The sequence below is a fragment of the Sulfitobacter sp. HGT1 genome (assembly GCF_013282155.1).
Lineage (GTDB): Bacteria > Pseudomonadota > Alphaproteobacteria > Rhodobacterales > Rhodobacteraceae > Sulfitobacter.
Genome location: NZ_BLWI01000001.1, coordinates 326,316 through 350,149, shown reverse-complemented (window position 1 = coordinate 350,149; position 23,834 = coordinate 326,316). Strand labels below are relative to the sequence as shown.

General features: G+C 57.9%; 23 protein-coding genes and 1 tRNA gene. 10 read left to right on the top strand and 14 right to left on the bottom strand.

Annotated elements, in window-relative coordinates; translation table 11 throughout:
* Window positions 1-66: 66 nt before the first annotated feature.
* The 4 genes from HGT1_RS01670 to HGT1_RS01655 form a co-directional block, all read right to left on the bottom strand.
* Window positions 67-2,562, bottom strand: coding sequence for an FAD-dependent oxidoreductase (locus HGT1_RS01670; RefSeq protein WP_176248234.1), 2,496 nt, complete (start codon window positions 2,560-2,562; stop codon window positions 67-69).
* 220 nt (window positions 2,563-2,782) lie between these two features.
* A complete protein-coding gene (locus tag HGT1_RS01665; protein WP_176248233.1) occupies window positions 2,783-4,186 on the bottom strand; it encodes an FAD-binding oxidoreductase in 1,404 nt (467 codons plus the stop codon).
* A gap of 17 nt (window positions 4,187-4,203) precedes the next feature.
* Window positions 4,204-5,982: a gamma-glutamyltransferase gene (ggt, locus tag HGT1_RS01660; RefSeq protein ID WP_176248232.1), complete on the bottom strand. Its 1,779-nt coding sequence runs from the start codon at window positions 5,980-5,982 to the stop codon at window positions 4,204-4,206.
* A gap of 27 nt (window positions 5,983-6,009) precedes the next feature.
* Complete coding sequence (locus HGT1_RS01655; protein ID WP_176248231.1) at window positions 6,010-6,996, bottom strand: D-glycerate dehydrogenase; 987 nt, start codon at window positions 6,994-6,996, stop codon at window positions 6,010-6,012.
* A gap of 126 nt (window positions 6,997-7,122) precedes the next feature.
* On the opposite strand from HGT1_RS01655, the gene HGT1_RS01650 reads away from it, so the two are divergent.
* The 6 genes from HGT1_RS01650 to HGT1_RS01625 all read left to right on the top strand — a co-directional run bounded on the left by HGT1_RS01650 (window position 7,123) and on the right by HGT1_RS01625 (window position 11,941).
* On the top strand, window positions 7,123-7,632 hold the full coding sequence (locus HGT1_RS01650) for an SH3 domain-containing protein (protein ID WP_176248230.1): 510 nt from the start codon (window positions 7,123-7,125) through the stop codon (window positions 7,630-7,632).
* Window positions 7,633-7,686: 54 nt separating this feature from the next.
* Window positions 7,687-8,676, top strand: a complete 990-nt coding sequence (locus tag HGT1_RS01645) for an NADPH:quinone reductase (protein WP_176248229.1) — start codon at window positions 7,687-7,689, stop codon at window positions 8,674-8,676.
* A 79-nt stretch (window positions 8,677-8,755) separates the two neighbouring features.
* Complete coding sequence (locus HGT1_RS01640; RefSeq protein ID WP_308791268.1) at window positions 8,756-10,063, top strand: mechanosensitive ion channel family protein; 1,308 nt, start codon at window positions 8,756-8,758, stop codon at window positions 10,061-10,063.
* Between the two features lie 79 nt (window positions 10,064-10,142).
* Window positions 10,143-10,217 (top strand) — tRNA-Gln (locus tag HGT1_RS01635).
* Window positions 10,218-10,431: 214 nt separating this feature from the next.
* Window positions 10,432-10,710 (top strand): hypothetical protein, encoded by a 279-nt coding sequence (locus HGT1_RS01630; RefSeq protein WP_176248228.1) that lies wholly within the window; start codon window positions 10,432-10,434, stop codon window positions 10,708-10,710.
* Window positions 10,711-10,787: 77 nt separating this feature from the next.
* Window positions 10,788-11,941, top strand: a protein-coding gene (locus HGT1_RS01625; RefSeq protein ID WP_375708103.1) for an IS3 family transposase whose coding sequence is annotated in 2 segments (ribosomal slippage) — window positions 10,788-11,049 and window positions 11,049-11,941 — 1,155 coding nt in all. Because the reading frame shifts where the segments join, the coding sequence is not laid out codon by codon here.
* A gap of 1 nt (window position 11,942) precedes the next feature.
* On the opposite strand, the gene HGT1_RS01620 is transcribed toward HGT1_RS01625, so the two are convergent.
* A complete protein-coding gene (locus HGT1_RS01620) occupies window positions 11,943-12,920 on the bottom strand; it encodes a hypothetical protein (protein WP_176248227.1) in 978 nt (325 codons plus the stop codon).
* A gap of 869 nt (window positions 12,921-13,789) precedes the next feature.
* Between HGT1_RS01620 and HGT1_RS01615 the strand changes: the two genes are divergently transcribed.
* Window positions 13,790-14,047, top strand: a complete 258-nt coding sequence (locus HGT1_RS01615; protein ID WP_176248226.1) for a glycine zipper 2TM domain-containing protein — start codon at window positions 13,790-13,792, stop codon at window positions 14,045-14,047.
* A 247-nt stretch (window positions 14,048-14,294) separates the two neighbouring features.
* On the opposite strand, the gene katG is transcribed toward HGT1_RS01615, so the two are convergent.
* Window positions 14,295-16,472 (bottom strand): catalase/peroxidase HPI, encoded by a 2,178-nt coding sequence (katG, locus tag HGT1_RS01610; RefSeq protein ID WP_176248225.1) that lies wholly within the window; start codon window positions 16,470-16,472, stop codon window positions 14,295-14,297.
* A 188-nt stretch (window positions 16,473-16,660) separates the two neighbouring features.
* Here katG and HGT1_RS01605 point away from each other — a divergent pair, with 188 nt between their 5' ends.
* Window positions 16,661-17,551: a LysR substrate-binding domain-containing protein gene (locus HGT1_RS01605; protein ID WP_176248224.1), complete on the top strand. Its 891-nt coding sequence runs from the start codon at window positions 16,661-16,663 to the stop codon at window positions 17,549-17,551.
* 2 nt (window positions 17,552-17,553) lie between these two features.
* Here HGT1_RS01605 and HGT1_RS01600 read toward each other — a convergent pair whose 3' ends face one another.
* The 5 genes from HGT1_RS01600 to HGT1_RS01580 form a co-directional block, all read right to left on the bottom strand.
* Complete coding sequence (locus tag HGT1_RS01600; RefSeq protein WP_176248223.1) at window positions 17,554-17,745, bottom strand: DNA gyrase inhibitor YacG; 192 nt, start codon at window positions 17,743-17,745, stop codon at window positions 17,554-17,556.
* Window positions 17,742-18,764, bottom strand: a complete 1,023-nt coding sequence (locus tag HGT1_RS01595; protein ID WP_176248222.1) for a ribonuclease E/G — start codon at window positions 18,762-18,764, stop codon at window positions 17,742-17,744. The genes HGT1_RS01600 and HGT1_RS01595 overlap by 4 nt, the downstream gene beginning before the upstream one ends.
* Window positions 18,761-19,339, bottom strand: coding sequence for a nucleoside triphosphate pyrophosphatase (locus HGT1_RS01590; RefSeq protein WP_176248221.1), 579 nt, complete (start codon window positions 19,337-19,339; stop codon window positions 18,761-18,763). Before HGT1_RS01590 ends, HGT1_RS01595 begins: the two co-directional genes overlap by 4 nt.
* 51 nt (window positions 19,340-19,390) lie before the next feature.
* On the bottom strand, window positions 19,391-19,609 hold the full coding sequence (infA, locus tag HGT1_RS01585) for a translation initiation factor IF-1 (protein ID WP_008228280.1): 219 nt from the start codon (window positions 19,607-19,609) through the stop codon (window positions 19,391-19,393).
* An 81-nt stretch (window positions 19,610-19,690) separates the two neighbouring features.
* Window positions 19,691-20,566 carry a carbon-nitrogen hydrolase family protein gene (locus HGT1_RS01580; protein ID WP_176248220.1) on the bottom strand — a complete coding sequence of 292 codons (876 nt, stop codon included), beginning with the start codon at window positions 20,564-20,566 and terminating at the stop codon, window positions 19,691-19,693.
* Window positions 20,567-20,747: 181 nt separating this feature from the next.
* On the opposite strand from HGT1_RS01580, the gene HGT1_RS01575 reads away from it, so the two are divergent.
* The gene (locus HGT1_RS01575; protein ID WP_176248219.1) at window positions 20,748-21,713 is read left to right on the top strand and encodes a LysR family transcriptional regulator; all 966 of its coding nucleotides are present in this window, start codon (window positions 20,748-20,750) and stop codon (window positions 21,711-21,713) included.
* A 31-nt stretch (window positions 21,714-21,744) separates the two neighbouring features.
* Complete coding sequence (locus HGT1_RS01570; RefSeq protein WP_176248218.1) at window positions 21,745-22,467, top strand: NAD-dependent deacylase; 723 nt, start codon at window positions 21,745-21,747, stop codon at window positions 22,465-22,467.
* Between the two features lie 32 nt (window positions 22,468-22,499).
* Here HGT1_RS01570 and HGT1_RS01565 read toward each other — a convergent pair whose 3' ends face one another.
* Genes HGT1_RS01565 through rpmB form a run of 3 tightly spaced genes read right to left on the bottom strand, consistent with a single transcriptional unit; the run spans window position 22,500 to window position 23,822 of the window.
* Window positions 22,500-23,036 carry a copper chaperone PCu(A)C gene (locus HGT1_RS01565; RefSeq protein ID WP_176248217.1) on the bottom strand — a complete coding sequence of 179 codons (537 nt, stop codon included), beginning with the start codon at window positions 23,034-23,036 and terminating at the stop codon, window positions 22,500-22,502.
* Between the two features lie 42 nt (window positions 23,037-23,078).
* The gene (locus HGT1_RS01560) at window positions 23,079-23,477 is read right to left on the bottom strand and encodes a hypothetical protein (protein ID WP_255200056.1); all 399 of its coding nucleotides are present in this window, start codon (window positions 23,475-23,477) and stop codon (window positions 23,079-23,081) included.
* Between the two features lie 45 nt (window positions 23,478-23,522).
* Window positions 23,523-23,822, bottom strand: a complete 300-nt coding sequence (gene rpmB / locus HGT1_RS01555) for a 50S ribosomal protein L28 (protein WP_176248216.1) — start codon at window positions 23,820-23,822, stop codon at window positions 23,523-23,525.
* Window positions 23,823-23,834: the final 12 nt, after the last annotated feature.

The window sequence follows — 23,834 nt, the reverse complement described above, 5'->3', positions numbered from 1 at the left end:
GTATCAAACACGGCTGGCCTTTGATTTTGCAACAGACACCAGCAAAGCGGTGCCCGAAATAGACGCTCAGCCGTCCATCCGGATCGTTGCGTTTTTCGGATCATAGGGGCTGTCTTCAACCACCTCAGCATCCCAAAGCTGGTCAAACATCTTGACCTTCAGCTTGGTCCCGACGGACGCTTGTTCCGGTTTGACATAGCCCATGCCGATGGATTTCCCGAAAGCCACCGAATACCCGCCCGAGGTCAGACGCCCAACACGTGTGTCGCCATGATACAGTACCTCGCGGCCCCACGGATCAGCATCATCCGGCCCGTCGATCAACACGGTCACGCATTGCGCGCGAATGCCATGTTCCTGCATCGCATCCTTGCCATAGAAGTCTTTGGACAAGTCGACAAAGCGCGGCAGATCCGCTTCAAGCGGGGTCGCATCACGGCCCAATTCGGTGCCAAACGCGCGATAGGATTTCTCCTGACGCAGCCAGTTTTGCGCCCGTGCGCCAACCAGCTTCATCCCGTGCTTTTCGCCCGCGTTTTCCAGCAGATCAAACAGGTGGTTCTGCATCTCGATCGGGTGGTGCAGTTCCCAGCCCAGTTCACCAGTATAGGCGACGCGGATGGCGCGCACCGGCACCATGCCCAATTCGATATTGCGCATGGTCAGCCACGGGAACCGCTTGTTGGACAGCACGGTTTCGGGGTCGGCGTCCTTGACGATCTCTTTCAACACATCGCGCGATTTCGGCCCCGCGATGGCGAAAACGCCCCATTGCGTGGTCACGTCATGGCATTCGATATAGCCGAATTCAGGTGCCTTATCCTCGATCGCCTTGCGCAGGTAGTCGCTGTCATAGGCTGTCCAGGCACCGGCCGAAACAAGGTAATATTCATGCTCGGCCAAACGCACGATGGTATATTCCGTGCGGGTCGTGCCGTGGCCGGTCAGCGCATAGGTCAGGTTGATCCGGCCCACCGAGGGCAGCTTGTTACAGGTGAACCAGTTGAGGAATTCCGTGGCACCCGGCCCTTTGACCAGATGCTTGGTGAAGGCCGTTGCATCAATCAGGCCCACGCCCTCGCGGATCGCCTTGGCTTCCTCAACCGCATATTGCCACCAGCCCCCGCGCCGGAAAGACCGCGCGTCGTGATCGTTGAACCCCATGGGCGCGTAATAGTTGGGGCGTTCCCAGCCGTTCACATGACCAAACTGCGCCCCCCGTGCGGCCTGACGGTCATAGGCAGGCGATGTGCGCAGCGGGCGGCACGCAGGGCGCTCTTCGTCAGGGTGGTGCAGGATATAAACATGCTCATACGCTTCCTCGTTCTTGCGCGCGGCATATTCCGTGGTCATCCAGTCGCCATAGCGTTTGGGGTCCAGCGACGCCATGTCGATGTCGGCCTCGCCGTTCACCATCAATTGCGCCAGATAATAGCCGGTACCGCCCGCCGCCGTGATCCCGAACGAGAACCCTTCGGCCAGCCACATATTGCGCAGGCCCGGTGCTGGCCCCACCAGCGGGTTGCCGTCAGGCGTATAGCAAATCGGCCCGTTGAAATCATCTTTCAGCCCGCAGCTTTCAGCCGACGGGATACGGTGGTTCATCGCCATATACTGGTCTTCGATCCGGTCCAGATCCAGCTGGAACAGATCGGCACGGAAACTGTCCGGCACGCCATATTCAAACCGCGCCGGCGCGTGTTTCTCATAGACACCCAAGATCCAGCCACCGCGTTCCTCGCGGACATAAGACTGCGCATCAGCGTCGCGAATAACCGGATGTTCGACATTGCCCTCGCCCTTGCGGAATTTCACCAACTCGGGGTCCTGATCCATGACAATAAACTGATGCTCGACCGGAATGGCCGGCATCTTGATGCCCAGCATCTTGGCGGTGCGCTGCGCGTGGTTGCCCGATGCGGTCACCACATGCTCTGCGGTAATCACGACCTGCTCGTCCGACGGCACAAGGTTGCCGCCGCGCTCGACCATCTTGGTCACCGTCACTTCCCACGCCTCACCGTTCCAGTGAAACGCATCCGCCTGCCATTTACGTTCAATCACAACGCCGCGCTGGCGCGCACCCTTGGCCATCGCCATGGTCACATCGGCAGGGTTAATATAGCCATCCGTCTGGTGATAGATCGCCCCTTTTAAATCCTCGGTGCGGATCAACGGCCATTTCGCCTTGATCTGATCAGGGGTCAGCCACTCATAGGGCACCCCACAGGTCTCGGCTGTGGCGGCATAAAGCATATATTCATCCATACGCTCGTCGGTCTGCGCCATGCGCAAATTGCCCACAACCGCAAAGCCCGCATTCAGCCCGGTCTCTTCTTCAAGCGTTTTGTAAAACTTGATCGAATAATCATGAATATGCGTCGTGGCATAGGACATGTTGAAATAGGGCAACAGGCCCGCCGCATGCCACGTCGACCCGCTGGTCAGCTCGTCGCGCTCCAGCAACATGACATCGTCCCAGCCTGCGCGGGCCAGATGATACGCGATCGAAGTTCCGACGGCACCGCCGCCGACAACCAATGCTTTGACGTGTGTTTTCATGAATCCAATGCTCCGCCGGACTAAGGGTTGCGCCGATATTTAACAGCCCCAGCATAAAACGCACAGCCCAGCCGACCCATGACAGCTCAAATGCGACGCGGCCCGAAAAACCAACCCCGCAAACCCTTTCCAAATGGGATTAAATCCCCGCCGGAGGCATCAAACGCCCCTGCGGGACGCAGGGGCAAACATCATGTCGCGCGTGAGCGCGTCCTTTGGATCACGCGGGAAGAATCTTGCCGGGGTTCATGATATTGTCGGGGTCCAACGCGCGTTTGATCATTCCCATGACCGCCGCCGCATCGCCAAGCTCTTTCACCAGATAGGGCCGTTTGCCCTGCCCGATCCCGTGCTCACCGGTACAAGTGCCATCCATGGAAATGGCCAAACCGTTCAACCAGCTCACATATTCCTCCGCCCGCGCGACCTCGTCCGCGTTGTCCATGTCCAGCAACAAGGACGCATGGAAATTGCCATCCCCCGCATGGCCGACAATCGGCGCGATCAATCCCAATTCGGCGGCCTTGTCATTCGCCGCCCCCACCGCATCGGCCAACCGAGAGATCGGAACACAAACATCGGTCGCCACGGCCTTGCAGCCGGGACGCAGCGCCAGCATCGCCCAATAGGCGTCGTGACGCGCTTGCCACAGCTTGTTGCGTTCCTCCATCGTGGTGGTCGCCTGATAATCCGATCCACCGTTTTCCTCGGCCAGCATGCTGAAAGTTTCGGCCTGCTCGACCACACCCGCATCCGATCCGTGGAATTCCAGCAGCAGCATCGGCGTTTCGGGCAGCGACAGTTTGGAATAGCTATTGACCGCTTTGACAACCATCGCATCCAGCAGCTCGATCCGCGCGACGGGCAGCCCGTATTGGATGACGTTCATCACCGTCTCGCAGGCGGCCTCGACCGAGGGGAACGAACAGCGCGCCGAACTGATGGCCTCGGGGATGCCCTGCAATTTCAAGGTGATTTCCGTGATGATCCCAAGCGTGCCTTCGGACCCGACCATCAGCCGTGTCAGATCATAGCCGGCTGACGATTTGCGCGCGCGTTGTGCTGTGCGGATAACCGACCCATCGGCCATAACGGCTTCGACCGCGATCACGTTATCCTTCATCGTGCCATAGCGCACGGCATTGGTGCCCGATGCCCGCGTCGCCGTCATCCCGCCAAGGGATGCGTTGGCACCCGGATCAATCGGGAAAAACAGCCCCTGATCGCGCAGGTGGGTGTTAAGCGCCTCGCGGGTCACGCCCGGCTGCACACGGCAATCCAGATCACCTGCATTCACTTCCAGCACGCGGTCCATCTGCGACAGGTCAATCGAAATCCCACCGGCGGGCGCGTTCACATGCCCCTCAAGTGACGTTCCGGTGCCAAAGGCAATGACCGGCACCTTATGCGCGGCACATACTTTGACAGCGTCGACCACATCCTGAGTAGAGCGGGCAAAGACCACCGCATCGGGGGACTGGTTCTTGATCCAGGTCGTTGTATGGCCATGCTGTTCGCGGATCGCTTGTCCGGTTTGGAATTGCTCTGCGAATTGCTGCTTCAAGATCCCCAAAACGGTGGCGATTCCGGTTTCGTTTCTAGGCAGGTCTGTCGGCTGTACCATATCTGTTCGTCCCTTGGTTATTGACCAAGGGCGATGCCTTCGCGGCGCGGATCTGCACCGCCGCTTAGACCGTCACCGATGGCGATCATGTGCAGGCCCGATGTCAGCGCCCGCGTGGATGTCTTGTAGCCAAGGTTTTCCAAAGCGTCGACCGAAACCGCCATTTCCGTGTCCTCTTCCAGATCATAGGTGCCAAAGCGGTTCACGGCATGGGGCAAGCTTGCGGCTTGCTGCACGTCCAGACCCCAATCGAGATGCGCAATAATCGCGCCTGCGACATACCCGATGATGCGGCTGCCACCGGGGCTGCCAACGGCCAGCACGGGCTTGCCGTCTTTCATCACGATTGTCGGTGCCATGGACGAACGGGGCCGCTTGCCCGGCTCTACCCTGTTGGCGATCGGGATACCGTTTTTATGGCTGCTGAACGAAAAATCAGTCAGCTCGTTGTTCAGCAGAAACCCCCGCACCATCAGGCGGCTGCCGAACCCGTTTTCAATCGTCGTGGTCATGCTGGCCACATTCCCCATGCCATCCACAATCGAGATATGCGAGGTCGAGGGCAGTTCAATCGCCATGTCATCGGCCCGGTTCAAGGCGTGATCGAATGCGGGTTTGCCGGGGGCGACTTCGGGCAGCGCGTCATCACCAGACAGCAGTTTGCCGCGCTCTGCCAGATAGGCCGGGTCCAGCATACCTTGCACCGGCACAGGGACATAATCACTGTCAGCGACATAGCGGCCCCGATCGGCAAAGGCCAAGCGCGAGGCATCGCCGATCAGCCGCAAGACGTTGGGATCGTTGGGGCCCGCGCTTAGGTCATAGCCTTCAAGCAGCCCCAGAATTTGCCCGACAGCCAATGCGCCTGATGACGGCGGGCCCATCCCGCAGACCTCGTGCGCACGGTAGGGGGCGCAAACGGCCGGGCGTTCCTTGACCTGATAGATCGACAGATCGACTTGGGACAACACGCCGGGGTTGCCTGTCGCGCCCTGAACCGTAGCCACAATATCCGCCGCGATATCACCGGTGTAAAAGGCCCCTGCACCGCCTGCCGCCATAGCTGTCAAAGTCTGCGCATAATCGGGGTTTTTCAGCGTATCACCGGCCTGAATGGCGGCACCGTTGGGCAGGAAATACGCCGCCGCTGTCGGGGATGATCCTAGCCGTTCCGCATCAGCCGCAACAAGACTCGCAAGGCGCGGCGACACTGTAAAACCCGTTTCCGCCATCGCTGCGGCGGGTGCCAGCAGGTCTCCCCAGTCGAGCGCACCCCAACGTTGATGCACGGTCTCTAGCAAGGCGGGCGTGCCGGGGGTGCCGACAGATCGCCCGCCAACAACGGCATCAAAGAATTTGAGCGGCTCGCCTGCGTCGTTCTGGAATAATTGCGGCGTCACGGCCAAAGGCGCTGCTTCGCGCCCGTCCAATGTGGTGATTTCCCCGCTGCCCGCGTCATACCAGACCAGAAACGCACCGCCCCCAAGGCCCGAGCTTTGCGGCTCGACCAGACCCAGCATCGCCTGAACTGCCACCAGCGCATCCGCCGCTGTGCCGCCTTTTGCCAATACATCCGCACCGGCCTGAACGGCATGAGGGTTGGCGGCAGCAACCATCCAGTTTTCCGCCACCACCGGCTTGCCCGCATCCTTGGCGGCAAAGGCAGCGGCCACCCCGGGCGACATCGCATTGAACGCGCCGCTGCTGGCAGCCTCGGGGGCGACGCTATCGGCAGCCTGCTGCGCAAGCGCCCCACTGGCCATAAGAAATGCAAGGGCAGTAAGGGTCATACGCATGGGAAGGCTCCCTCCGTGAGAGAAGATTTACAGCATCGACGGGACAACCTGATCCGGCGGGCGGTGGCCGTCTTCGAATGTCTTGATGTTGATGATGACTTTTTCGCCCATCTCGATCCGGCCTTCCAATGTGGCCGATCCCATATGCGGCAGCAAAACCACGTTATCCATCTCGCGCAGGCGCGGGTTGATGTCGGTCCCGTGCTCGTAAACATCCAGACCGGCACCTTGCAATTCGCCGGCCCGCAGCATCCGCGTCAACGCATTTTCGTCGATCACTTCGCCGCGCGAGGTGTTCACGATCACCGCCTCCGGCTTCATCAATTTCAGACGGCGGGCGTTCATCAGGTGAAAGGTGCTCGGCGTATGCGGGCAGTTGATGCTGAGCACGTCCATACGCGCGACCATCTGGTCCAGGCTTTCCCAATAGGTGGCCCCCAGGGCTTCTTCGACCTCGGGGCGCAAGCGGCGGCGGTTGTGATAATGCACCTGCATCCCAAAGGCAGCCGCACGGCGCGCCACAGCCTGACCGATACGGCCCATGCCAAGAATACCCAAACGGCGGCCGCTGACCCGCCCCCCCAGCAACGCCGTCGGGGCCCAGCCCTTCCAGTCGCCAGATTGCATCTGCGCCATACCTTCGGACATGCGGCGGGTCACGGCCAGAATAAGCGCCATGGTCATGTCGGCCGTATCATCTGTCAGAACGCCGGGCGTGTTGGACACCAGAATCCCGCGCTGGCGGGCTGTCATCACATCAATATGGTCAACCCCTGCGCCATAATTTGCGATCAATTTCAATTGATCACCCGCCTGCCCCAACAGGGCCGCGTCGATTTCATCCGTGACCGTGGGCACCAGAATATCGGCTGTTTTCATGGCCTCGCCCAGTTCGGCGCGTGTCATTGGCGTATCATCTTCACGCAATGTCACCTTGAAAAGTTCCGACAATCGCTTCTCCACGACCTCCGGCAACCGTCGCGTGACTACAACACTTAGCGGTTGCTTTGACATTTTGAGCCTCCCAAATCTGGCTTTGCGCTTTGCTTGATGGCATGGTGTCCCAAGCGGCGACGAGGCACAAGAACTTCGCGGCGTAAAAGAGCAATAAATCAACCACAAAACATCAAGCAGGCTGTCATGACACCGAAGTTCCGCATCGCCCTGATGGGTGCGCTTGTATCGATTCCATTAGCTTTCAGCACGGTTCTTGCAGCAGCAGAGCTTGGCCAGGTGACGAACCTGCCTGTTCCCCGTTTCGTGTCGATGAAGGCCGCCGAGGGCAACGTGCGCCGCGGCCCGTCCCTGACACACAGGATCGACTGGGTCTTCAAACACCGCGATATGCCGTTGCTGATTACGGCTGAACACGGTCACTGGCGCCGCGTCGAAGACCGTGACGGCATGGGCGGCTGGGTACATTATTCGCTGCTGTCGGGGACACGCACCGTGCTGATCGAGCAAGACAAGATGAAATTGCTGGTGCGCCCCGATCCGAATGCACCCGTTGCCGCCGAATTCGAGGTCGGTGCCATTGCGCGGCTTGGTGAATGCAGTCTTGAATGGTGTTTTTTACGCGCCGACGGATACAAAGGCTGGGCACCCAAGGCGCGGTTATGGGGCGTTGGCGCCCAAGAGATCCGCGACTAGTGTAGGGTCGCGGACATACCGTCCGCTGAAATTTGACAGCACAAGGACAGTATTATGCGCGCGATTACCTATTCCACCTTGGGCGAAGCCCGCGATGTCCTAAAACTGGTCGAGCTTGAGACCCCCACCCCGGCCCAAGGCGAAGTTCTGGTGCGGCTTGCCTTTTCGGGCGTGAACCCCTCTGACGTCAAATCGCGGCGCGGCAGACCCGGGATGACAAAGCCCCCCTTTGATCAGGTTATTCCACACAGCGATGGTGCCGGCGTGATCGAAGCGGTTGGCGAAGGCGTCGATCGCGCGCGGATCGGCCAGCGCGTCTGGATCTGGAACGGCCAGTGGCAACGTCCCTTTGGCACAGCAGCAACCCATATCGCGCTGCCGTCGGCCCAGGCGGTCGATCTGGCCGATGATGTATCGCTTGAGGCCGCCGCGAGCTTTGGCATCCCTGCGCTGACAGCCGGCCACGCGATTTTCAACGGTGAAGATGTGAAAGGCCAGACCATCCTGATTCAGGGCGGGGCTGGCACCGTCGGCTATCTGGCCGTGCAACTGGCCAAATGGGCGGGCGCAAGGGTGATTGCAACTGCGGGCAAAGACGGCGCACGCCGCGCCCGCAAAGCCGGGGCTGATGTGGTGCTGGACTATGCCTCGCCCGACCTGTTGGAACAGGTGCTGGCCGCGAACAACGGCAAGCCGGTCGATACGGTGATCGAGGTGGAGTTCGGCGTGAACATCGGGCTGGATGCAGAAGTGATCAAACCAAACGGTCGCATTGCGGCCTATGGTTCGGCCAAGGAAATGACCCCGACCCTGCCGTTTTTGCCCCTGCTTTTCAAAGCGGTCACGATAGATATTATTCTGGTCTATCTTCTGACAGACTCACAACGCCGCATCGCCATCGACAAGGTCCATCAGGCTTTGGCCGAAGGAGCCTTGGAGTGCCCCGTCGAACAGATATTCCCTCTGTCCGACACAATACGCGCCCACGAGGCTGTTGAAGCCGGAGCCCGGACAGGCGCGATATTGGTCGATTGTTCAGCGTAACAGCGCGGCGCACACCGGAATTTTCAAAAATTCCAGTGTGCGCCGAGCAGTGCCGGACAGGACCGACTTAGGGAGATAAATGATGCGATATCTAGCTTTGGTGCTTTGCCTGATGATCCCCTTGGGGGCCGCGGCCCAGGATACCAGCGGTCAACCAACCGGCACGATTGCCGTCGAAGACAGCGCCAGCGATGACCGCGCCATAGCAAAGCGCATCCGTGACATTCTGGCCGAACTGGACGGGTATGCGAACGTAACTGCGACGGTTTCGGCTGGCATCGTCACTTTGACCGGCACCACGGTCGATGCGCAAAAGGCCAAGCAACTGACTGACCTAGTCGGTCGCATTGAAGGTGTCGTTGCGATCGAAAACGAGGTGACGGAAACTACCGATGTGACCGAACGCCTCGATCCCGTCCTTGACCGCTTCAAAGCCCGCGCCGCGCAGATTGTTGCGTTTTTGCCCTTGGCAGCCATCGCATTGGCGGTCTTCGCCAGCATCGTCTTGCTGGGCTTCTTTATCGCAAGTCGGCGGCAGCCATGGGACAGAATCGCCCCCAATGCGTTTATCGCCGATATCTACAGGCAGGTCATCCGGCTGTCGTTTATGGTCGCCGCTCTGGTCATTGCCCTTGATATCATCGGTGCCACGGCCCTGCTGTCTGGCATTTTGGGTGCCGCCGGGATCGTTGGTCTGGCGATCGGTTTTGCCGTGCGCGACACGGTCGAAAACTTCATCGCGTCGATCATGCTTTCGGTGCGTCAACCGTTTCGCCCCAATGACACCGTCGAGATTGACGGCGACACCGGCAATGTGATCCGCCTGACCAGCCGCGCCACCATCTTGCTCAGCTTTGATGGCAATCACATTCGGATTCCCAATTCGACCGTGTTCAAAAGCCGAATCGTAAATTACACCCGCAACGCCGAGCGCCGCTTTACCTTCGAACTGGGGATGGCCCCCGACACAGACTTCGCTGCCGCCCGCACCCTTGGTCTGGAAACGCTGGTTTCATTGCCCTTCGTCCTCGACACGCCAGAGCCAAGCGTTTGGATCGAAACGATTGGTGACAGCACAATTTCACTGCAGTTTGCCGCTTGGGTGAACCAAACCGATACCAGCATCAATCTCGCCAGAGGCGAGGCAATTCGCCTGGTGATCGCAGCCTTTGACCGCGCCGGATTTGCCATGCCGGAACCCACTTACCGATTGATCGACCATGTATCAGGGGCACCGTCAAAGCCCAAAGCCCCACAGACAAGCCCGCCATCAACCACACCCCAAGACGTCGATGCAAATGCCGAGAAAGCGTTAGAGCAGATCGTTGACCAGGAGCGCGCGGGGACAGAAAGCGACCTGCTGACCGAAGAAGCCGCAAAGGAATAAATTTCACCCAAGACTCTGCATTTTTTCTGCATTCAGGTCTTGCACCATCGCGAAACCCAGACTAAATAACGCCCAGTGATGGGATGTGGCCTAGCGGTAGGGCACCTGTTTTTGGTACAGTAGATCGTAGGTTCGAATCCTACCATCCCAGCCACTACTCTTCTGAATGAATAAACGAACAACCCGGAGCGCCACCGCTGCCGGGAATGCCCCTGTTTTATGCCCCAGCTAAGTGGACTTCCCTGAAGGGGAGTTGGCTATAATTATGGTGGGGTATTAAGGGGAAGGGTAATAGGTATAAGTAATGAATAGATACCTAGGAGAGACCACCCCTTAGAGCTCCCCCCAACCCCCCTTAAGAGGAACCTATGGCCACCATTGCTGACCCTTGGAACTCCCGCCCCATAGACGTTCACCGCTGGTCCGACCATCCCGAGATTGTTGGCTTGGTGGAACAGGTTTGGGGGGCGTACTTTCCAGGCGAGAGCAAGACCGGACCAAAGCCCAAGACCACCTTCCGCCACCAGCTACGTGTGCTGCTGCTCGACCTCTATGTCGCGTGGCTAGAAGATCCCGAACTCTGCATTGGGGTTTCGATGTCGTCGAACTACTGGGACACAAGCTCGAGATATAACGCCATACACTGAGCTACCCCCCGAACATCGGACACTGACGTAAGCTGCGATTTGTAGTTTGCTGATCTTCAACACGAAGGAGATCAGGAATGTCGAAACGGAAGCAACATCACCCAGAATTCAAAGCCAAGGTGGCGCTGGAAGCGCTGAAAGGCGAAGAGACTGTCAGCGAGCTGGCCAGTCGGTTTGGGGTTCACCCGACGATGATCCATCAATGGAAACGGGCTTTGCTGGAAGGCGCATCTGGTGTGTTCGAGCGCGGTAGCCGGAAGGCACCGGAAGTCGATGAAGAGCAGGTCAAAGACCTGCATGCCAAGATTGGGGAGTTGGCCGTCGCCAACGATTTTTTGGCCAGAAAGCTCAAACCCTGGACCGGCAAGTGAGGTGCAAGATGATTGAGCCGAACATTCCGGGTCTATCCGTTGGCAAGCAATGTTCCCTGCTGTCGATCTCGCGGTCGTCATTTTACTATGAACCCAAGGGTGAGAGCGAGATGAACCTCGATCTGATGCGCGTCATCGATAAGCAGTTCTTGGAAACCCCGTTTTACGGTGTGCGCCAAATGACGTGGCACCTGCGCAATGAACAGCATCTGGTGAACGAAAAGCGCATCCGACGCCTTATGCGGTTGATGGGTCTCATGCCGATCTACCAGAAACCCAACACGAGCAAGGCGGCGAAGGGTCACAAGATTTACCCCTACCTGCTACGGGGGCTACGCGTGGATCGGCCAAATCAAGTTTGGTGCGCCGACATCACATATCTACCGATGCGGCGCGGCTTCCTTTATCTGGTGGCCATCATGGATTGGCACACGCGCAAGGTTCTGGCGTGGCGCATCTCGAACACGTTGGAGGCTGGCTTTTGCGTTGATGCGCTGAATGAGGCGATCCACAAGTTCGGCCCGCCAGACATAATGAACACGGACCAGGGCAGCCAGTTCACGTCTTTCGCTTGGACGAACAGGTTGCGGAGCGCAAACGTGCGCATCTCAATGGACGGCAAGGGCCGCTTCCTCGACAATATCTTTGTCGAACGGCTGTGGCGGTCACTGAAGTATGAATGCGTCTACCTGCATGCCTGGGAAACCGGATCAGAGGCCAGAGATGGCGTCAGAAAATGGATCGAGTTCTACAACCACAAGCGCCCGCATTCTGCCCTTGGCGGCAAACCACCTGCTGTGGTCTATTGGCAGAGAATTGAAACAACCAACCCCGATCAGCAGGTACAAAAAGTAGCTTAATTTACGCCAGATCCTGTCCAACTAATGGGGAGTAGCTCACGTTGGTCACGCTTTGATTGTCGATGTCTTCCTGTGTGACAGTATAGGTCGCGGTACACACAGCGAAATCAGGGTTCGGGTCATTTCTGCTGACATCCAGAATGACGGTATCAAGACATTCGACCGAACTGATTTTGTCATCGTTGACCGCCAGCTGGCGGATCGGGACAGAGCCGATGTTCGTGACAGTATAGGTGAAATCAATTTTCTGCCCAACGACGGTATAGGTGGTCGGGTTCGCCTCTTTCTCGAGCGTATAACCAGGGGCAACGGTGGCGATGCTGGTATTTGTCAGCGTCGGTCCGAGCGTGAAGTCCCAATAGTTGTCATTGGGATCACGGTCATAGACCTGCGTTGTGGTCTGGTTCGTTGTCAGGATGTTGGACAACAGCGCGGAGTTTGTTGTGCTAAACCACCCGGTGTTGAAGGTGTTGTTTCCAAAACCCTGGACCTGACCAAAGCTGGTCGTGCCATCCGTGTTGGTAATATCGGTTGTGACATCGGACCAGTTGCCAACTGTGAAACCGTTCAGCCGAAGCGTAATGTCATCTTCGTCAAATCCATTGACTTGCGTATCACCATCATAGGCGGAAAAGCGGATATAGACATTCGCAAGTGCACCGCCGAAATACGTCGCACAATCCGAAAAGCCGCAATCAAGCTGGATCGGGTCATTGATTGTGAACGGGTTGCCACGAAACTCCTTCGGTTTACCATTGGATTGAAAGCCGATGAAGGCACCTGTCGGGTCAGAGAATTGATAGTAGACGTTGCCATTCACACCAACCAGCACAAAGGCGACACCGCCTGCTTGGGGGTACTCAGCCGGAAGGTTCAGCGATGTTCCCGGAACAGACATGGTAAAAGGTGTCGCATCCGAACGCGACGCAATACCAAAAGAAAGCATTGCCCCCAGAAGTACAGTCAGTATTCTGGCCATAATCAGATTTCGCAACATTACCCGCCCGTCTCTTCAAAAAAAACCGGCGGAATAAGTTTGAAATTTGAATAGTAAAATCACACAATCCCCGCCATTTCATCGCTTACATGAACAATCGCCCTATTCCCAGGCAAGGGGAAACACGGAAATTGGTTTAACCAAAGGACCTTTAGTTTTTTTGTTGCACTATTGTCCGTCGTCAGACGGTTTTGGGACCAAAGGCAGCCTAAACCAAGAGAGAATCTGGCTCATCTTGTGGTTGCATTATGCAGCGCGCTGGCGATGTCGCACGCGGCGCGCTTCAAGGGTCTTTCGTTTGATTCTTTCTCTTTGCTGTAAAATGGCCCTGTGACGCCCCAAGTAGACGTCAGACAGACGAGGCATCAGTTAAGAACGTCCGGCCCCACCTGCCCCGCGCCGAAGTCGTAATTCCGATCGACACTTCAGTTTCGACTGCAACCGGTCCTTCTCGGGCACCGCATCGAGGATCTATTATTGTTTTTAGCTAAAACACACGTTCAATTCGGACTTAATCTAACAGAAACAATACCGAACATAAATTTTAATGACGTCAAGACGCTGATATGATGGCGGAAACCCCTACCACCCCGGCCAGTTATCTCAGAATTATCAAATGAACATGTCTGGCACGGTAAATCAGGCTATTCGAAGCCAACCCGCCTGACACCCTACAGAACCTTTCGTGCCGATTGATCAAAATCAACCCTTCCGCTTTGGAATGGGGCGAAAGTGAGGGTGCCCGATCAGAAAGCACAGCAATCGCTGTGATTAATTCGGGCGCGCTGGCCAGACACATCCCTGTTTTGGACTGACGCTTTGGTCTCGCAACCCGACAAAAGGAAAATGACATGAGAAAATATTTGGCTTTGATAGCCCTTATTGTACCGATTTCTGCCTGCCAAACCCAGCAAGACGCAACCATTGCAGGTGCGGCTACCGGGGCGTTGATCGGGGCGGCCGTATCCGGCGACGATGACAAGGTGCTTGGCGCAGTCATCGGTGGCGCGGCTGGGGCTTATGCGGGCAGTTACATTGGCCGTACACAAAGCGGTTCCTGCGTTTATCAACGCACGGACGGCACGCGCTATGTCGCTGCCTGCCCCTAAATAGATCAGGCCGATCAAGACCATCTCGGCCCCGTTCACGCGGCTGACGTGGTTGTGCAGGGATCGGAATTTCAGGGCATTGGCAGGGGTTAAAGTAGGTGAAACCGGCTTTCGCTCAGCGCGCCCGTTTCATCCACGCCTGCTTGCATGATGTTCTTGTGCTGCGATGCTGCATCAAAGCGCATCCCGCTCGTTATCAAAGCACCCCGCGCCACCCGTTTGGGCAGCGCGGGGTTATTATTTGGCGTTAGGCCGCGACGTCAAAGCGATCCGCGTTCATGACCTTGACCCAAGCCGCCACAAAATCCTTTACGAATTTTTCGGCGTTGTCGTCTTGTGCATAGACTTCAGCATAAGACCGCAGGATCGAGTTGGAGCCAAAGACCAGGTCCGCGCGTGTTGCGGTCCATTTTACGTTGGCCGTGCCCCGTTCCCGGATCTCGTAGATGCCACCGTCAACCGGATGCCACGAATACTGCATGTCGGTCAGGTTCACAAAGAAGTCGGTCGTCAACGCGCCGACCCGATCCGTAAAGACGCCATGCTTGGTGCCGCCATGGTTCGTGCCCATTGCGCGCATGCCGCCAACCAGAACGGTCATTTCATGGGCCGTCAGACCCATCAATTGCGTCCGGTCAAGCATCATTTCCTCTGGGCTGACAATATAGTCCTTTTTGGACCAGTTGCGGTACCCGTCGGCCAGGGGCTCAAGCGGCTCAAAGCTTGCTGCGTCGGTCATCTCGGCAGTGGCGTCGCCGCGGCCTTTCAGGAACGGTACTGACACATCAAACCCGGCTGCTTTGGCGGCTTGCTCAACACCAACATTGCCGGCCAGAACGATCACATCGGCAAGGCTTGCGCCTGTGTCATTTGCGATGCCTTCCAAGACGGACAATACCCGTGCCAGCTTTTGCGGCTCGTTGCCTTCCCAGTCTTTCTGGGGGGCCAGACGGATGCGCGCGCCATTGGCACCGCCCCGCATGTCGGAACCACGGAAAGTGCGCGCACTGTCCCAAGCTGTGGAAACCATGTCGCTCAGGGACAAACCGCTGGTGCTGATACGTGCCTTGACGGCATCGACATCGTAACCGGTGTTGCCCGCTGGTACAGGATCTTGCCACAGCAGATCCTCTGCCGGCACATCGGGGCCGATATAGCGGGCTTTGGGGCCCATATCGCGGTGCGTCAGCTTGAACCATGCCCGGGCAAAAGTATCCGAGAAATACGCAGGGTCAGCCATAAACCGTTCGCAGATTTCGCGATAGATAGGGTCCATTTTCATGGCCATATCCGCATCTGTCATGATCGGGTTGTGGCGGATCGAGGGATCGGAGGAATCGACAGGTTTGTCTTCTTCCTTGATGTTGATCGGTTCCCACTGGTTGGCACCTGCCGGGCTTTTCCTGAGCTCCCAGTCATAGCCGAACAACAGTTTGAAATAGCCCATGTCGAACTTCGTTGGCTCTGTGGTCCACGCGCCTTCGATGCCGCTGCTGATCGCCATGTTCGCAGCTTTGGTCCCTGCGGGATTGGTCCAGCCAAAGCCTTGCTCTTCAACACCTGCCGCTTCCGGCTCTGGACCCAGAGTGTTCGCATCGCCATTGCCGTGGCATTTGCCAACGGTGTGACCACCGGCGGTCAAAGCGGCAGTTTCTTCGTCGTTCATCGCCATACGCGCAAATGTTTCACGCACATGCAACGCAGACCGCAGCGGATCGGATTGGCCGTTCACACCTTCGGGGTTCACATAGATCAGGCCCATCTGGACAGCAGCAAGCGGGTTTTCCATGGTGGCCGGATTTTCAAGGTCGCCGTAACGGTTGGTGCTATCTGCCAGCCATTCCTTTTCCGACCCCCAATAGGTGTCGATTTCAGGGGCCCAGATGTCTTCGCGGCCAAAGGCAAAACCAAATGTCTTCAGACCCATTGATTCATAGGCAATGTTGCCCGCAAGGATCATCAGATCGGCCCAGCTCAGCTTGTTGCCGTATTTCTTTTTGATCGGCCACAGCAAGCGGCGCGCTTTATCCAGACTGACGTTGTCGGGCCACGAGTTCAAAGGCGCGAAACGCTGGCTGCCTGTGCCGCCGCCGCCACGGCCATCGGCCAAACGGTATGTGCCTGCCGAATGCCACGCCATACGGATCATAAAGCCGCCATAGTGGCCCCAGTCGGCTGGCCACCATTCCTGGCTGTCTGTCATCAACGCGTGCAGGTCTTGCTTGAGCGCGTCGACATCGATTTTCTTGACCTCTTCGCGATAGTCAAAGTCAGCGCCCATCGGGTTGGTCTTTGTGTCGTGCTGGTGCAAAATATCCAGCTTCAGCGCGTTGGGCCACCACTCCATCACGGATGATTTATTGGCAGTGTTTCCGCCATGCATAACCGGGCATTTGCCCATTGAACCGTTATCGTTGCCGTCCATTTTGATCTCCCATCGTAGTTTCACGTATCATTATACTGCCGACTATATCCGAGTCCTACCTGCCATTTCGATATTGGCAGCAAGCAGCCTGTGACAATGCCTATGGCATCGCCCATTGGCTTGGGTCCTACACCATCAGCAGCATTAAGAAAAATTGCATTTTCTAATCGGCATGATAATCAAAGGTTATGGACTTTACACTGAAACACCTTCGATATTTCGAAGCTTTGGCCCGCCATCGCCATTTTGGCCGCGCGGCCGACGATTGCGGCGTTTCGCAGCCTGCCTTGTCGGTGCAGATCAAGGCATTGGAAGATCTGGTCGGGACGCGGCTGGTTGAACGATCCGCAAAACAGCTGCAACTGACGGGCTTTGGCGAAACCTTTGTGGCGCGCGCCCGCGAGATTTTGCAGTCGGTGGATGAACTGGGCGATCTGGCCCGCGCCTCGCATAATCCGTTGATCGGGCGCTTGCGGTTTGGCATCATTCCCACGGTCGCACCCTATTTTCTGCCCCGGTTTATCAAATGCCTGTCCCAGGATTATGCAGGGCTGGATCTGCGCCCGCGCGAAGCGGTCACACAAAAGCTGATCGAGGGGCTGTTGGGCGGGCAGCTTGATACCGCCATCGTCGCCTTGCCGATTTCCGAACCGACCTTGCACGAAGAAATACTGCTGGACGAGGAATTCGTGTTGGTGCGCCAGATCGAAGATCAGGACAAACCCGTGCCAAATTCGAAATTGCTGCGCGAAATGCGTCTGTTATTGCTGGAGGAAGGGCATTGTTTTCGCGATCAGGCCCTGTCGTATTGCAGCATGTCATCCGCCATGCCCCGCGACCTGATGGAGGGCAGTTCCCTGTCTACATTGGTGCAGATGGTCAGTGCGGGGATCGGGGTTACGTTGATTCCCGATATGGCCGTTCCGATTGAAACCCGATCGGCTGCGGTATCGGTCGCGCGGTTGCCGGCACCGCGGCCCTCGCGGACAATCGGCATGGTCTGGCGAAAAACCAACCCGCTGGCCGGACAGCTGAAACAAATTGCGCAAACCGTCCGCAATACCTGCCTGACTGCGTGATGCTAGTGGGGCTTTGGCGGCGTGTTCAGCGCTGCCTCGGCCGCATCAATCGCGGCCTCTATGTCTTCGGGATCGCGGCTTGGCGTGGCATAGCTGCCATTGAACCACTTGGCCAAATCAATGTCGGCACAGCGTCGAGAACAGAACGGGCGGTAGGCAGGCGATGTTTCGTCAGAACAGATCGGGCAGCTCACTTTAGGACCTCGGCTATGGGCAGGCGGGCGCGTTTGCGTTGCAGTTCATAATGGCCCAAAGGGGTCCATCCGATCAAGGTGGTTTCAACGTCATCCGCACGGAACGCCTGACGCAAGGCGGTCTCGAAGGGGCGGCGGTCTTTCTTGGGCATGGGTGCCAGATCAAGGGTGATCTGCCCCCCCAAACCGCGTAGACGCAATGCACGGGGCAAGGCGCGCGCGCAGGACATATTGGCCTTGATACCCGCAGCAAGGGATACATCAGCGCCGGTGTTTACATCCACTGCCACCAAGGCGCGGGTCGGCTCGACATACATCGACGCCCCGCCCTCAAGCTGAACCCGGGCCTGTTGCAGCTCTTCGACAATATCCAGCACGCCGTGGGTTTCAAAGCTGCCGGGGTCGGTCACGACATCAGCGGGTGCCACCCAATCGCGCCATGCCATGATATGCGGGCCATCGCCTTCGGAAAGCAGTTCCATCTCTGTCGCTTCATCGCCCAACACCTTGTCGGCAAGCGTCAGCATGGCATCAATGTCATCGGCGATATCATCGCCATCAGCACCCGCACAAGACGACCGCAAGATCAGACCGTGGGTCGCCCCTTGGGCGGCTTCATGGGCGACCTCAAGCAGACGGTCGCGTTCTTCCTCGTCGCGGATGGAGCGTGAAATATTGGTGCCGGGCGCGCCGGGCGTGACGATCGCATAGCGGCTTTTGAACAATATCTTTTGCGTAACAGGGATCGCCTTGCCGGGTTCGGCATAGCCCGACACCTGAACCAGGATCGGTTGACCGGGGGCAAGCCCCTTGATCTGGCGCAGAAACGCGGACCCGTCGGGGGTTTTCAGAAACATGCCGCCCTGCCCTTTGACAGGCCGGTCAGCGATGGCGCGATAGATCGTACCGGGGCGCGGGCCGTCGCTGTCGATCAGCAGATCGTCCAGCTTGCCATCCACCATCAAAGCAGCCGCCTCGACCTCGCCCAAGTGGTCCAGAATGATCGTACGACCCTTCATGATGTCTCTCCGTCAAAAATATAGCCTGCTGCGCGCAGCAGGTTTGCGGTTTCGGCAAGGGGCAGCCCCACGATGCCGGTAAATGATCCGCTGATCCACGGGATCAACGCGCCTGCTGGCCCCTGAATACCATAACCGCCCGCCTTACCGTGCCAGTCGCCGGTGGCAAGATAGGCGGCCAGTTCGGCATCCGACAGCCGCTTCATGCGCACGGTGCTGACAACATCGCGTTCCCACAGCCTGTCACCGCGTTTTACCGCAACGGCCGTGATCACCTTGTGACGACGCCCCGACATCAGTCGCAAGAAACCCGCCGCCTCTTCGGCGCTTTCGGGTTTGCCCAAAATGCGCCGGCCAACAGCAACTGTGGTATCAGCGCAAAGCACGATATCATCAGGGCCAACCTGCACGGCGGCGACCTTTTCACGGGCCATGCGCGCGCAATAGGGGCGCGGCAATTCGGCTTTTTGCGGGGTTTCGTCAATATCGGGCGCACGAATTTCATCGGCCACAACGCCGATTTGCGCCAGCAATTCCTTGCGGCGCGGACTGCCTGATCCGAGGATAAAGGTCATATGCAAACCCAAAGCGCAGACCGAAGATCGTGAAACCTTCGGTAAAGCGCGTTATTTAAAGCGATAATTGATCCGGCCCTTGGTCAGATCGTAGGGGGTCATTTCCACCTGTACTTTGTCGCCTGCCAGAACACGAATGCGGTTTTTACGCATTTTGCCTGCCGTATGTGCGATAATCTCATGGCCGTTTTCAAGCTCGACCCGGAATGTCGCATTCGGCAGGAGTTCCTTGACGATACCGGGGAATTCGAGCGTGTCTTCCTTAGCCATGGTCTCTCCTTGAACACTTTGCCCTGCAAATGCAGAGCGCAGGCTTAAATGGGCGCAATTTTCCCCTTTTTCAAGACCTATTCACAGCAAAGACGTGTTTATCGCAACGCTATCGCGGCCTGCCTGATCTGCCCAATGGGTTCGGTTCAATACCACGCCCTGCGAACGCACATTGGCGATCTGCGCGATATCGACATCGGCATAGGTCCAGCCCGGCACGTTTATCTCCGCCGCAGCCAGCACACCCGTTGACGGGAAACCAATATCGGGCGGGCAAAAGATGCCCCCCGCCCCATAGGAATCGCCCAAAGCGTCCGACCAGTCGGCAGGCCCCACACAAGACGACATTGCCGTGATGCACTGATTCTCAAGCGCGCGGGCCATCGACCCGATGCGCACACGCCAGTATCCGGCCAGGGCTTCGGTCACGCTGGGCACGGCGATGACATCGCAATCAGCCAATGCGCGACCCAAAAGCGGGAATTCGCTGTCATAGCAGATCAGAATGCCGATCTTGCCAATCGCGGTTTCAAAGACCTGCAAGGCATTGCCGCCGATCACACCCCAAACCTCGCGCTCGAAACGGGTCATGATCTGCTTGTCTTGCACACCGATCTTGCCGTCGGGCGTGATCAGCCTTGCGCGGTTGACGGGACGCGTGGCTGTGGCCGCTGGCCCTGACGCCGCGACGATGTGCACGCCGTACTCTGCCGCCAGTCTTTGATGCACTGCATCTGCATCCGCCAACCGGTCCGACACCGCGAAAAGCGACGCCTCCAGATCTGCGGCAACGTCCAGACCGGCCAATGTCGCCAGCTCCATCGCGCCGTATTCGGGAAAGACCAGCAAATCGGCCCCATTGGCAGCGGCCGTTGCGACCCAACTGGCCAGTTTATCCTCGTAATGGGCCCAACTGGTCAGGATATCCTGGGTATAGGCGGCTGTGGCAATCTTCATCACTTGCGTCTCTGTCTGGTTTCGCGCCAATCGTGCGCTTGTTATGCGCCCGCTTCAATGGTCAAATAAGCAGGCACGCCCTATTCTTATTTGCTGAATCAATCAGCTGAAAGGGGCCACCTGTGCGAAGCCGATCCAACCGTGATATTGAGAAACTGGAAACTGCCAAAAGGCGTCTGTGATGTTCAAAAAAGGTGTGACCCTGCGCGGGATCGAAGTGTTCGAGGCATTGGCGCGCTCCGGTTCAGTGGCGCAAGCAGCAGCGGCAACCGGGCTGAGCCAACCTGCGGTCAGCCAGCAAATGTCCAACCTTGAGGCCGCCATCGGCACCGACCTGATTGATCACAGCCGTCGACCGATGCGCCTGACCCCGCAGGGTGAAAACTTCTTGCGACACGCAACTGCGGCACTGGCCCAGTTGCGATTGGCGCAGACCGAACTGACGGTGATGGACCTTGCCAATCTGTCCGATCTGAGCCTCGGGGTGATTGATGATTTCGACAACGATCTTACCCCCCGTCTGGCGACGATACTGGCCGACAGCATGGCGGGGTGCCGGTTTCGGATGATCACCGATGGCAGCAAGGACTTGATACAAGCCGTTCAGGACAAGGCGCTGCACATAGCAATCGCAGCCACCGGCGGTGATGCCAAAAGCGGGCTGACCGAAATCCCGCTGGCCCGTGACCCGTTTATCATTGTCACACCCGTTGATACCGACCAAACGCCTGCTGTTTTGCTCTCCGGTCGGTCCGCCCTGCCATTCCTGCGGTACGAGGCCGACCAGATGATTGCCGGCCAGATCAACAATCACCTGACCCGAAACAACATCAATCTGGCCTCGCAATTCGAGATCGGCAGCCATCTGGCATTGATGGCGATGGTGGCGCGGGGCATTGGCTGGGCGATCACGACGCCCTTTGGCTATGGCCGCGCAGAGCGTTTTCACGCGGAGCTTACCGCGCACCCGTTGCCCGCGCCGGGGGTATCGCGGCAGATATCGCTGTTTGCGGGGGCTGATTGGACAGGCCCTGTGCCCCAAAACATCGCCACCACCATGCGCCAGCTGCTGCGAACCCATATGATCGCGCCAACGCTGGTGCAGATGCCGTGGCTATCGGGCAGTTTTCACACCCTTGAAGGGTAAGACATCACACAGACTTGGGAAGGCCGTAAACATGAGCAAGATTGTCATTCTGACCGGCGCAGGAATTTCGGCAGAAAGCGGGATCGAAACCTTTCGCGCCGCAGACGGGTTGTGGGCGCAGCACCGCGTCGAAGACGTGGCCACCCCCGAAGGGTTCGCCCGCGACCCCAAGCTGGTCGTCGATTTCTATAATGCCCGCCGCAAACAGGCCGCAGAGGTCGCACCAAATGCGGCGCACAAGGCGTTGGCCAAGTTGCAAAGGCACTTTGGCGGCCAAGTGGTGATCGTGACCCAAAACGTGGATGACCTGCATGAACAGGGGGGCGCGTTGGACGTGATGCATATGCATGGTGCCCTGAATTCGGCGCTATGTGCGGCCTGTGATCATCGCTGGCCCGCCCCTATGGTCATGGCCCCCGGTGATGCCTGCCCGAAATGCAGCGCACCTGCGGCCCGGCCCGACATCGTCTGGTTCGGCGAAATGCCCTATGACATGGATGTGATCTTTGACCATCTGGCCGAGGCGGATATTTTCGCAGCCATCGGCACGTCGGGCAATGTCTATCCGGCGGCGGGGTTTGTCGCAGACGCGCGGCGCAACGGGGCGCATACGATCGAGATGAATCTGGAACGGTCGGCGGTGGGGAATCAGTTCGCAGAACACCGCACCGGCCCCGCCACACGCATTGTCACCGATTGGGTCGAGGAATTGCTGGGCAACAGCAGCGTGCCGCAGCGGCCAGAGCTTAGGTAGCGCCTTTGCCCTGACCGCCGATGATAGCTGCCTTATTCGGAGGCCTTGGTATCGTCCGAGCGTTTCATGCTGTCATGGCCCATTTTGCTATGATCCATGGTGCCGTGGTTCATCGCGCCCTCATCGGGCTGGCGTTCCTGATCCACGATGATGTCGATTTCGACCGCGCCGGCCTTTTCGAACTCAAGCGTCACCCTGATTACGTCGCCTTGGGTCAATGGCTGCTTGAGCCCCATGAACATCAGGTGATCGCCGCCACGTTCAAAGACATGAGCCTCGTCATTGGCGACCGGAACGCCGCCTTCGATCTCGCCCATGCGCATCACGCCATTGGCGTCTTCGGCGTGCTGGTGGAGTTCGACCTTTTCAGCCACATCCGACGATGCACCAATCAGGCGGTCATCGGCACCTGAATGGTTCATCAGCACCATAAACGCCGCGCCGGATGTCGATGACGCGGTGGAACTGCGGGCATAGGCGTCATGAACCACCATGCCTTGGGCCGCCAAAGGGCCAGCAGACAGCAGAAGGATCGCGCAGACCGCGCGGGTAAAAGAAGCAAGTTTCATTGGGTATTCCTGTGTTTTGATATGTCTAGAAAGGATTGGTTTTCAGACAGTCACAGGGGGCGCGCGCGTATCGGGGCGCAGCTTGGGCCGCGCGATTTCCTGCACCTTGGGGTGGCCCACAAAGCGGCGAAACACGATCAGGCGCGCAGGCGCATCAAGCAGGGCGACAGGACCCGCGACCGAAATGTTTAACGCAGAATCAGGGCAAATATGCGGGGCCGATGTCGGCTGCCCCTTGGCATCCAGATAGACCGCGACCGGCCCTGCCCCTGTACACAGAACCATCTGCCCCGTTGCCGCAGACGCGCCGCGCGCGACGGCCATGCTTTGGCTGGTCAGCCCCAATACCAAGGCAAGCAAGACAGCAATGAAGGAACGGTTCAACATATCGGCAATAATAACAAAGCTGCAAAAGAGTTTCGACAGGTTAAAACGACGCAACCCCGGCGGTTAAGCCAGGGTTGCGTGAATAAACTTTAGAAGGTCTTAGGAAAGAGCGTCAGCAGTCGCGCTGGACTTTGCAATCGCCTTTTTCACTTTCAAAGCGTTGCCGGACAGTTCTGTGTCCTTTGCTTTGGCCATGAACGCGTCCAGACCACCGCGGTGGTCGACTGTGCGCAAAGCAGCCGCAGAAATGCGGAACTTGAAGCTGCGACCCAGTGCTTCGGACTGCAAAGTCACATCGTTCAGGTTCGGCAAGAACCGGCGACGTGTGCGGTTTTTGGCGTGGCTTACGTTGTTGCCCGACATCGGGCCTTTTCCGGTCAATTCGCAAACGCGCGACATGGGTTCATCCTT

Excerpts from the sequence above, each read along its gene's own strand:
- HGT1_RS01670 (WP_176248234.1), bottom strand. The coding sequence starts at position 2,562 with ATGAAAACACACGTCAAAGCATTGGTTGTCGGCGGCGGTGCCGTCGGA.
- HGT1_RS01665 (WP_176248233.1), bottom strand. The coding sequence starts at position 4,186 with ATGGTACAGCCGACAGACCTGCCTAGAAACGAAACCGGAATCGCCACC.
- ggt (WP_176248232.1), bottom strand. The coding sequence starts at position 5,982 with ATGCGTATGACCCTTACTGCCCTTGCATTTCTTATGGCCAGTGGGGCG.
- HGT1_RS01655 (WP_176248231.1), bottom strand. The coding sequence starts at position 6,996 with ATGTCAAAGCAACCGCTAAGTGTTGTAGTCACGCGACGGTTGCCGGAG.
- HGT1_RS01650 (WP_176248230.1), top strand. The coding sequence starts at position 7,123 with ATGACACCGAAGTTCCGCATCGCCCTGATGGGTGCGCTTGTATCGATT.
- HGT1_RS01645 (WP_176248229.1), top strand. The coding sequence starts at position 7,687 with ATGCGCGCGATTACCTATTCCACCTTGGGCGAAGCCCGCGATGTCCTA.
- HGT1_RS01640 (WP_308791268.1), top strand. The coding sequence starts at position 8,756 with ATGATGCGATATCTAGCTTTGGTGCTTTGCCTGATGATCCCCTTGGGG.
- HGT1_RS01630 (WP_176248228.1), top strand. The coding sequence starts at position 10,432 with ATGGCCACCATTGCTGACCCTTGGAACTCCCGCCCCATAGACGTTCAC.
- HGT1_RS01620 (WP_176248227.1), bottom strand. The coding sequence starts at position 12,920 with ATGGCCAGAATACTGACTGTACTTCTGGGGGCAATGCTTTCTTTTGGT.
- HGT1_RS01615 (WP_176248226.1), top strand. The coding sequence starts at position 13,790 with ATGAGAAAATATTTGGCTTTGATAGCCCTTATTGTACCGATTTCTGCC.
- katG (WP_176248225.1), bottom strand. The coding sequence starts at position 16,472 with ATGGACGGCAACGATAACGGTTCAATGGGCAAATGCCCGGTTATGCAT.
- HGT1_RS01605 (WP_176248224.1), top strand. The coding sequence starts at position 16,661 with ATGGACTTTACACTGAAACACCTTCGATATTTCGAAGCTTTGGCCCGC.
- HGT1_RS01595 (WP_176248222.1), bottom strand. The coding sequence starts at position 18,764 with ATGAAGGGTCGTACGATCATTCTGGACCACTTGGGCGAGGTCGAGGCG.
- HGT1_RS01590 (WP_176248221.1), bottom strand. The coding sequence starts at position 19,339 with ATGACCTTTATCCTCGGATCAGGCAGTCCGCGCCGCAAGGAATTGCTG.
- infA (WP_008228280.1), bottom strand. The coding sequence starts at position 19,609 with ATGGCTAAGGAAGACACGCTCGAATTCCCCGGTATCGTCAAGGAACTC.
- HGT1_RS01580 (WP_176248220.1), bottom strand. The coding sequence starts at position 20,566 with ATGAAGATTGCCACAGCCGCCTATACCCAGGATATCCTGACCAGTTGG.
- HGT1_RS01575 (WP_176248219.1), top strand. The coding sequence starts at position 20,748 with ATGTTCAAAAAAGGTGTGACCCTGCGCGGGATCGAAGTGTTCGAGGCA.
- HGT1_RS01570 (WP_176248218.1), top strand. The coding sequence starts at position 21,745 with ATGAGCAAGATTGTCATTCTGACCGGCGCAGGAATTTCGGCAGAAAGC.
- HGT1_RS01565 (WP_176248217.1), bottom strand. The coding sequence starts at position 23,036 with ATGAAACTTGCTTCTTTTACCCGCGCGGTCTGCGCGATCCTTCTGCTG.
- rpmB (WP_176248216.1), bottom strand. The coding sequence starts at position 23,822 with ATGTCGCGCGTTTGCGAATTGACCGGAAAAGGCCCGATGTCGGGCAAC.